Genomic DNA, 7,146 nt, shown 5'->3' on the forward strand with positions numbered 1-7,146 from the left:
GTCGGCCCCGGGGCCGATCTCGGCGCGGTCCGCGGTGGTCCGGCGGACCTTGGCGCCGTCGCCCACGACGGTGTCGGCCAGGTCGGTGTCGGGGCCGATGACCGCGTCCTCGCCGATGGCGGTGGTGCCGCGCAGGCGGGTGCCGGGCTCGACGAGGGTGTCGCGGCCGATGCGCACGTCGACGTCGACCCAGGTCGTGGCGGGGTCCACGACGGTGACCCCGGCGAGCATGTGCTCGCGCAGGAGGCGGTCGTTGAGCAGGCGGCGGGCCTCGGCGAGGTGGACGCGGTTGTTGACGCCCTGGACCTCGTCGGCGTCCCGCGCGGCCCAGGCACCGACCCGGTGGCCGTCGCCGCGCAGCAGCGCGATGGCGTCGGTGAGGTACTCCTCGCCCTTGGCGTTGTCGCTGCCGATGCGCTGCACGACCCGGGCCAGCAGGGCGCCGTCGAAGGCGTACATGCCGGAGTTGATCTCGTCGACGGCGAGTTCGGCGGGGGTGCCGTCGGCCTGCTCGACGATGGAGGTGAAGTCGCCGTCGGCGTCGCGGACGATGCGCCCGTAGCCGTGGGGGTCGGGGACGCGGGCCGACAGGACGGTGACGGCGTTGCCCTCCTTCTCGTGGAAGGAGACCAGCTCGGCGAGCGTGGCGCCGCGCAGCAGCGGGGTGTCGCCGCAGGTGAGGACGACGGTGCCGGTGGGTTCGATGCCCTGGCGGGCCAGGTCCTCCAGGGCCATGCGCACCGCGTGCCCGGTGCCCTTCTGCTCCTCCTGGATGGCGGTGACGGCCGCGGGGGCGATCTGCGCCAGGTGCTCGGCGATGCGCTCGCGGGCGTGTCCGAGGACGACGACCGTGTGCAGCGGATCGAGTTCGCCGGCGGCGGCCAGCACGTGGCCGACCAGGCTGCGGCCGCCGATCTCGTGGAGCACCTTGGGGAGTTGGGACTTCATCCGGGTGCCCTCGCCCGCGGCGAGGACGATGACGGCAGCCGGGCGGTTCACGCTCACTGGAGGAGACCCCTCGTGATAGCTGGCTAGGAAGAAGACGATCTCGCATTCGGCCTTCGGCGGGGTGTCGTCCCTCATGCCGCGCACGGCGACGACGCGTCGTGCGGCCGACATGGGAAGGATACATCCGCGTCACAGGCCCCCGGCGGTGGAGACGGCCCTGGCGAGGGGGCGGTCGCGCGCGTCGCCCGCTCACGGGCTCTGTTGCGGGAGGGACCGGGGAGGGATGTGATGTGCGCCGCGTCGGCCCGGGAGGTGTCCACCGGGTCCGGCGGGAGAGAGGGCCGACAGGAGATGGCCCGGCGGGGGGCGGGTCCGGCGATCGCCGGTGGGCGCGTCTGCTCCCGGACCAGGGCTCGAACCTGGACGATGGGGACCAAAACCCCACATGCTGCCGATTACATCATCCGGGAACACGCCGGGCGCGGATCCCCGCGCCGACATGACGGTCACCAAGATAGCGCCTTCGCAACAGCCCTTGCCAAACCTACGGCTTCGTAGGTTACGGTTACGTAGGTATAGGTTGGGCCGTCGCGACGGATGCCCGCGCGCTCCCGGCACGCCCTGACCTCACAGACGAACAGACGACGAACGCACGACGTTTCCGATCACGAGGCAGGGATTCATGACCGCCGTACCCGAGACGCCCACCGGGGGGCCGGCCGCCACCGCGGCCGAGGCCACCGCCGAGACGACCGCCGCCAAGCGCGCCCCGATCCCCGAGTACGAGCCCGAGCTGCGCGGGCGCGCCGAGCGCTTCACCGTGTTCGCGTTCGTGTTCATCCCGCTCATCGCGCTGCTCGCCTCCGTCCCGTTCTTCTGGGGCTGGGGCCTGAGCCTGGTCGACATCGCCATCGCCACGGTCTTCTACGTGATCAGCGGTCTGGGCATCACGGTCGGCTTCCACCGCCACTTCACCCACGGCTCGTTCCGCGCCAACCGCCCGCTCAAGATCGCGCTCGCGGTCGCCGGATCGCTGGCCATCGAGGGCAGCGTCATCAAGTGGGTGGCCGACCACCGCCGCCACCACAAGTACGCGGACGCCGAGGGCGACCCGCACTCGCCGTGGCGGTTCGGCGACGACTGGAAGTCCGTCGCCAAGGGCCTGTACTACGCGCACATGGCGTGGATGTACCTGGACGACAAGAAGACCTCGCCCCGCCGCTTCGCCCCGGACCTGCTCAAGGACAAGGACGTCGTCCTCGTCGACAGGCTGTTCGGCCCGCTCGTGCTCTTCTCCCTGTTCGCCCCGGCGCTCATCGGCGGCCTGGTCACCATGTCCTGGTGGGGCGCGGTCACCGCGTTCTTCTGGGCCAGCCTGGTCCGGGTGGCGCTGCTGCACCACGTGACCTGGTCGATCAACTCCATCTGCCACACCATCGGCGAGGAGAACTTCGAGGTGCGCGACCGCTCCCGCAACGTGTGGTGGCTGGCCATCCCGTCGTTCGGCGAGTCCTGGCACAACCTGCACCACGCCGACCCGACCTGCGCCCGGCACGGTGTGCTCAAGGGCCAGATCGACATCTCGGCGCGGATCATCTGGTTCTTCGAGAAGTTCGGCTGGGCCACCAAGGTCCGCTGGCCCGACAACGAGCGACTCGCCGCCAAGCGGGTCAGCGTTTAGGATTCTTGACCATCATGGGAGCAGCCGACAGCGAGCAGAGGGTCCGTGTGCGCCGCAAGCGCATGACGGGCGAGGAGCGTAGGCGACAGCTGCTGGAGATCGGCCGGGAGCTGTTCGCCGAACGAGGGTTCGACGCGACCTCCGTGGAGGAGATCGCCGCACGGGCGGGCGTGTCCAAGCCCGTGGTGTACGAGCACTTCGGCGGCAAGGAGGGCATCTACGCGGTCGTCGTCGACCAGGAGATGCGCACCCTGGTGGGCATGGTCTCGGAGGCCCTCACCGCCGACAGCGCCCGCAACAAGATCGAGAAGGCGGCCCTGGCCCTGCTGCGCTACGTCGAGGAGAACACGGTCGGGTTCCGGGTGCTCACCCGCGACTCGCACGTGGCCTCCGGGACGGGGAGCTTCGCCAGCCTGATCAACGACATCGCCAGCCAGGTCGAGTACATCATGGTGGACGAGTTCGCCGAGCGGGGCTATGACCCCGCGCTCGCCCCCATGTACGCCCAGGCGCTGGTGGGCATGTGGGCACTGACCGGCCAGTGGTGGCTGGAGGTGCGCAGGCCCAAGCGCGAGGTGGTGGCGGCGCACCTGGTCAACCTGGCGTGGAACGGGCTGTCGAGCCTGGAGGCCAAGCCGCGGCTGCGGACCAAGCGGAGCCGCTAGGAACGAGCGGAGCCGCCGGGAACGAACGGCCGGGGCGTGGAGTCTCCTGTGGGGCGGGTGTGCATCGCATACCCGCCCCACTATCTTGATGTCAAGAGATATGCTGGGTCCATGCGCGATGAGGTGGATGGGCTGATCGAGGCGTGGCGCGCCGAGCGGCCGGACGTGGACGTGACGCCGCTCGAAGTGCTCAGCCGGGTGTCCCGGCTCGCCCGACACCTGGACAGGGCCCGGCGGACCGTGTTCACCGAACACTCCCTGGAGCCCTGGGAGTTCGACGTCCTGGCCGAGCTGCGCCGCTCCGGCCCGCCCTACGAGCTGAGCCCGGGCCGACTGCTGCGCGCCACCCTGGTGACCTCCGGGACCATGACCAACCGGGTCGACCGGCTGGCCGCCGCCGGGCTGGTGCGCCGCCGCCCCGACCCCGCCGACAAGCGCGGGGTGCTGGTGCGCCTGACCGACAAGGGCGCCGAGCGCATCGACGCGGCGCTGGAGTCACTGCTCAGCTACGAGGAGACGCTCCTGGCCCCGATGCCCGCGCAGGAGCGCGAACGGCTCGCATCGTTACTGAGATGCCTCCTGGTCCCCCTCGACACCGAACCTTCCAGTCGGTAAGTGTGTTACCCGGCGGTATCCGTCCTCTCACCGGGACCGCCCCGGGCGCGCACCCCCTTGGCTTCATCTGGTTGGAGAACGACAGTGAGAATCCGGTGGAACATCCGGTACGCCGCCCTCGTCGCGGTGGCCGCGACCGCGCTGGCGGCGACCGGTTGCGCGGGCGGCGACGGTGAGGACACCTCGGCGGGGACCCAGGAGCGGTACTACCTCTCCCTGGGCGACTCGCTGACGGTGGGCGTGCAGCCCACCGAGGAGGGCCCCGGGGCCGAGACCGCCGACGGGTACACGGACATCCTGTACCGCACCCTGTACGACGGCGACTCGACGCTGCGCCACGAACGCAGCGGCTGCGGCGGCGAGGACACCACGACGTTCCTCGAAGGCGGGATCCCCCGCTGCGGCGAGCGGTACGACGGCCGCTCGCAGATCGAGGTGGCCGAGGAGTTCCTCGCCGAACACGAGGGCCGGGTGGACCTGGTCACCCTGACCATCGGCGGCAACAACTTCACCGGCTGCGTCGTGGGCATCGACAACGTGGAGACCGGCGGGCGCCCCGTCGTCGACACCGCGTGCATCGACGAGGGGCTGGAGCGCATCGAGTCCGAGGTGCCCGAGATCGCGTCCCGTCTGCGCGCCGCCGCCGGCCCGGACACCCAGATCATCGCGATGACCTACTACAACCCGTTCCTGGCCGCGATGCTCCTGGAGGCCGGGGAGCCCGCGGACGGCGAGGAGGACACCGCGGACGGCGGGGAGGCCGAGCCGTCGGAGGCCGCCACGATCGACCCGGAGGCGGGGCCGGGGCTGGGCGAGGTCGAGGGCGAGATCCCCTTCGACGCGACCTTCGCCGGGTACGCCACCGAGGTCCTCCAGACCCTGAACGAGTCCCTGCGCGAGGCCTACGCCGCCGAGGACATCGACGTCGCCGACGTGGAGGCGGCGTTCGACTCCGCCGACTTCGACGTCCCGGAGGAGGGCGCCATGCCGGTCAACCTCCAGGCGATCTGCGACTACACGTGGATGTGCAACGTGGACCTGGGCCCGGACATCCACACCAACAAGGCCGGGGCCACGGTCATCGCCGAGGAGTTCGCCGCCCTGGTCCACTGACCCCGCCCCACACCCGCCCGAGGGCGCCGGAACCCCACGGTCCGGCGCCTTCGGCGTGCACGGCGGGGGGTGCGGCGGTCAGGGGGTGCGGCGGGCGAGGGGGCCGAAGCGGGCGGTGACGGCGCCGAGGAGGAAGTGCGCGGCCTGGTGCTCGGTGAGGGGGATGACGCCGACGGGCATGGTGACGCGGTAGGGGTACTCGTCGTCGGGGCGGATCTCGAAATCGTCGATCAGCCCCTGCGACAGCAGCAGGGTCAACCCCTCCCGCACCTTCCCCGCCCGGTTGTCCGAAGCCCACATGACCATGCCGCCACGGTAACCGGCGCGGGGGTCGGACACGCCGCGTCGGAGGGAATCCGCGGCAAAGCATGCCTACCGTCCCTTTCCGGACATTATAGGCACTGTCAGCGTCCGTGGAACTTCGATGAGGGTCGTACCAGTAGGCTCGGAGGGTGACCGAATACCGGGAGCGGCGAGGGCGGTCGGGGGTCCTGTGGCGGGTCCGCCCGTCGCCCGCCACCACCCTCGACGGGCGGCCCCCGGCCGCGGTCCCGCCCGCCGGCGAAGCCGTCCACCGGGTGCTGCCCGACGCCGCGATGGACCTCATGTGGCACCGCGGCCGCCTCGTGGTGGCCGGGCCCGACACCGCCGCGCAGGTCGGCGAGCCCCGCCCCGGCGAGGCGACCTGGGGTCTGCGGCTGGCCCCCGGGACGGCGCACGCGCTGCTCGGCGTCCCCGCCCGCGAGCTGGCCGACCGCCGCGTCGACCTGGCCGACCTGGTCCGCCTGCCCCCGCTGCCGCGGACCGCCGATCCGGCCGCGACCCTGGAACGCGCCTTCGCCGCGCTATGGCGGCGCGCCGACCCCGACCGCTCGGCGCTGCGCCTGGCCGCCTCCCTGGACCGGGCCGCCCGCACCCGCGCCACGGCGGACGCGATCGCCCGGGAGCACGGGATGTCCGCGCGCACCCTGCGGCGCACCTGCGACCGCGTCTTCGGCTACGGCCCCAAGACCCTCATGTCCGTCCACCGCTTCCAGCGCGCCCTGCGCCTGGCCCGGTCCGGAACGCCGCTGGGCGAGGCCGCCGCCCTCGCCGGGTACGCCGACCAGGCGCACTTCACCCGCGAGGCCGGGCGGTTGGCCGGGCTGCCGCCGGGGAGGCTGCTGGACGGCGGCTGACCGTTTCGTTCAAGACCCGGGGCCGCGGCACGCGGCAGGGTGGCGGTATGAGCATCGACACCGACCGGGCGTCCGCCTTCATGGCCGGGCACGCCCGCCTGCTGGACCGGCGGCGCTTCGAGCACCTCGTCAGCCCCACCGAGCACACCGGCCCCGCCGTCCTCGCGGCGCTGGACGGGTACCGCAACCCCGACGGCGGCTACGGCCACGGCCTGGAACCCGATCTGCGCTCCCCCGAGAGCCAGCCCGGCGGCGCCCAGCACGCCCTGGAGGCGCTGGCGGACGCCGCCCCCGCGGCGTCCCCGCACACCCCGGCGCTGCTGGACTGGCTGGCCGCGGCGACCCTGCCCGACGGCGGGCTGCCGTTCGCGCTCCCCGTCACGGACCCGACCGCCTGCGCGCCCTTCTGGGTGTCGGCCGACCCGCACGCGTCGTCCTTGCAGATCACGGCCGCGATCACCGCGCAGGCCCACCGGGCGGCCCGGGCGGATCCCCGGATCGCGGACCACCCGTGGCTCGCGACCGCGACGGAGTACTGCCTCAAGGAGATCGCCGCCGTCGAGGAGACGCCCTTCGCGTACGTGCTGTCGTTCGCGCTGGGGTTCCTGGACGCCGTCGCCGACACCCGGCCCGAGGCCGTCGATCTGCTGCACGGCCTGGCGCGGTTCGTGCCCGCCGACGGCCGGGTCCCCGTGGCCGGGGGCGCGGAGGGCGAGACGCTCCACCCGCTCGACTACGCGGCCGTGCCCGGCCGCCCGGTCCGGGAGCACTTGGACGCTGGGGCCGTCGCCGCCGACCTCGACCGCCTGGAGCGGGGGCAGGGCCCCGACGGCGGCTGGACCGTCGACTTCACGCCCTACTCCCCCGCCGCCGCGCTGGAGTGGCGGGGGTACGCCACCGTGAACGCGGTGGAGACCCTGCGCGCCAACGGCCGCTGAGCCGTCCC

8 protein-coding genes are annotated in these 7,146 nt (G+C 72.7%); 6 read left to right on the forward strand and 2 right to left on the reverse strand.

Going from position 1 to position 7,146, the window contains the following annotated elements:
- Nucleotides 1-1,005, reverse strand: a 1,005-nt coding sequence (locus ACJOT3_RS30215) for an NTP transferase domain-containing protein (protein WP_406976546.1), incomplete at its 3' end; no start/stop codon positions are given.
- Between the two features lie 625 nt (nucleotides 1,006-1,630).
- On the opposite strand from ACJOT3_RS30215, the gene ACJOT3_RS30220 reads away from it, so the two are divergent.
- The 4 genes from ACJOT3_RS30220 (at nucleotide 1,631) to ACJOT3_RS30235 (ending at nucleotide 5,022) form a co-directional block, all read left to right on the forward strand.
- Entirely contained in the window at nucleotides 1,631-2,629 is a 999-nt protein-coding gene (locus tag ACJOT3_RS30220; RefSeq protein WP_406976539.1) for an acyl-CoA desaturase, read from the forward strand.
- A 14-nt stretch (nucleotides 2,630-2,643) separates the two neighbouring features.
- Complete coding sequence (locus ACJOT3_RS30225; RefSeq protein ID WP_406976540.1) at nucleotides 2,644-3,294, forward strand: TetR family transcriptional regulator; 651 nt, start codon at nucleotides 2,644-2,646, stop codon at nucleotides 3,292-3,294.
- 111 nt (nucleotides 3,295-3,405) lie between these two features.
- The gene (locus ACJOT3_RS30230; RefSeq protein ID WP_406976541.1) at nucleotides 3,406-3,909 is read left to right on the forward strand and encodes a MarR family winged helix-turn-helix transcriptional regulator; all 504 of its coding nucleotides are present in this window, start codon (nucleotides 3,406-3,408) and stop codon (nucleotides 3,907-3,909) included.
- 84 nt (nucleotides 3,910-3,993) lie between these two features.
- The gene (locus ACJOT3_RS30235; protein WP_406976542.1) at nucleotides 3,994-5,022 is read left to right on the forward strand and encodes a GDSL-type esterase/lipase family protein; all 1,029 of its coding nucleotides are present in this window, start codon (nucleotides 3,994-3,996) and stop codon (nucleotides 5,020-5,022) included.
- A gap of 78 nt (nucleotides 5,023-5,100) precedes the next feature.
- On the opposite strand, the gene ACJOT3_RS30240 is transcribed toward ACJOT3_RS30235, so the two are convergent.
- Complete coding sequence (locus tag ACJOT3_RS30240; RefSeq protein WP_406976543.1) at nucleotides 5,101-5,328, reverse strand: hypothetical protein; 228 nt, start codon at nucleotides 5,326-5,328, stop codon at nucleotides 5,101-5,103.
- Between the two features lie 146 nt (nucleotides 5,329-5,474).
- Between ACJOT3_RS30240 and ACJOT3_RS30245 the strand changes: the two genes are divergently transcribed.
- Together ACJOT3_RS30245 and ACJOT3_RS30250 are read left to right on the forward strand one after the other, a co-directional pair.
- Nucleotides 5,475-6,200: a helix-turn-helix domain-containing protein gene (locus ACJOT3_RS30245; protein ID WP_406976544.1), complete on the forward strand. Its 726-nt coding sequence runs from the start codon at nucleotides 5,475-5,477 to the stop codon at nucleotides 6,198-6,200.
- Nucleotides 6,201-6,247: 47 nt separating this feature from the next.
- Complete coding sequence (locus ACJOT3_RS30250) at nucleotides 6,248-7,138, forward strand: hypothetical protein (protein WP_406976545.1); 891 nt, start codon at nucleotides 6,248-6,250, stop codon at nucleotides 7,136-7,138.
- The last annotated feature ends 8 nt before the right edge of the window (nucleotides 7,139-7,146 follow it).

It is taken from the genome of Nocardiopsis protaetiae, from assembly GCF_045446735.1.
GTDB lineage: Bacteria > Actinomycetota > Actinomycetes > Streptosporangiales > Streptosporangiaceae > Nocardiopsis > Nocardiopsis protaetiae.

Bases quoted from the DNA above. Each gene is read 5' to 3' on its own strand.
- ACJOT3_RS30250 (WP_406976545.1), top strand. From the start codon at position 6,248: ATGAGCATCGACACCGACCGGGCGTCCGCCTTCATGGCCGGGCACGCC.
- ACJOT3_RS30225 (WP_406976540.1), top strand. From the start codon at position 2,644: ATGGGAGCAGCCGACAGCGAGCAGAGGGTCCGTGTGCGCCGCAAGCGC.
- ACJOT3_RS30240 (WP_406976543.1), bottom strand. From the start codon at position 5,328: ATGGTCATGTGGGCTTCGGACAACCGGGCGGGGAAGGTGCGGGAGGGG.
- ACJOT3_RS30220 (WP_406976539.1), top strand. From the start codon at position 1,631: ATGACCGCCGTACCCGAGACGCCCACCGGGGGGCCGGCCGCCACCGCG.
- ACJOT3_RS30230 (WP_406976541.1), top strand. From the start codon at position 3,406: ATGCGCGATGAGGTGGATGGGCTGATCGAGGCGTGGCGCGCCGAGCGG.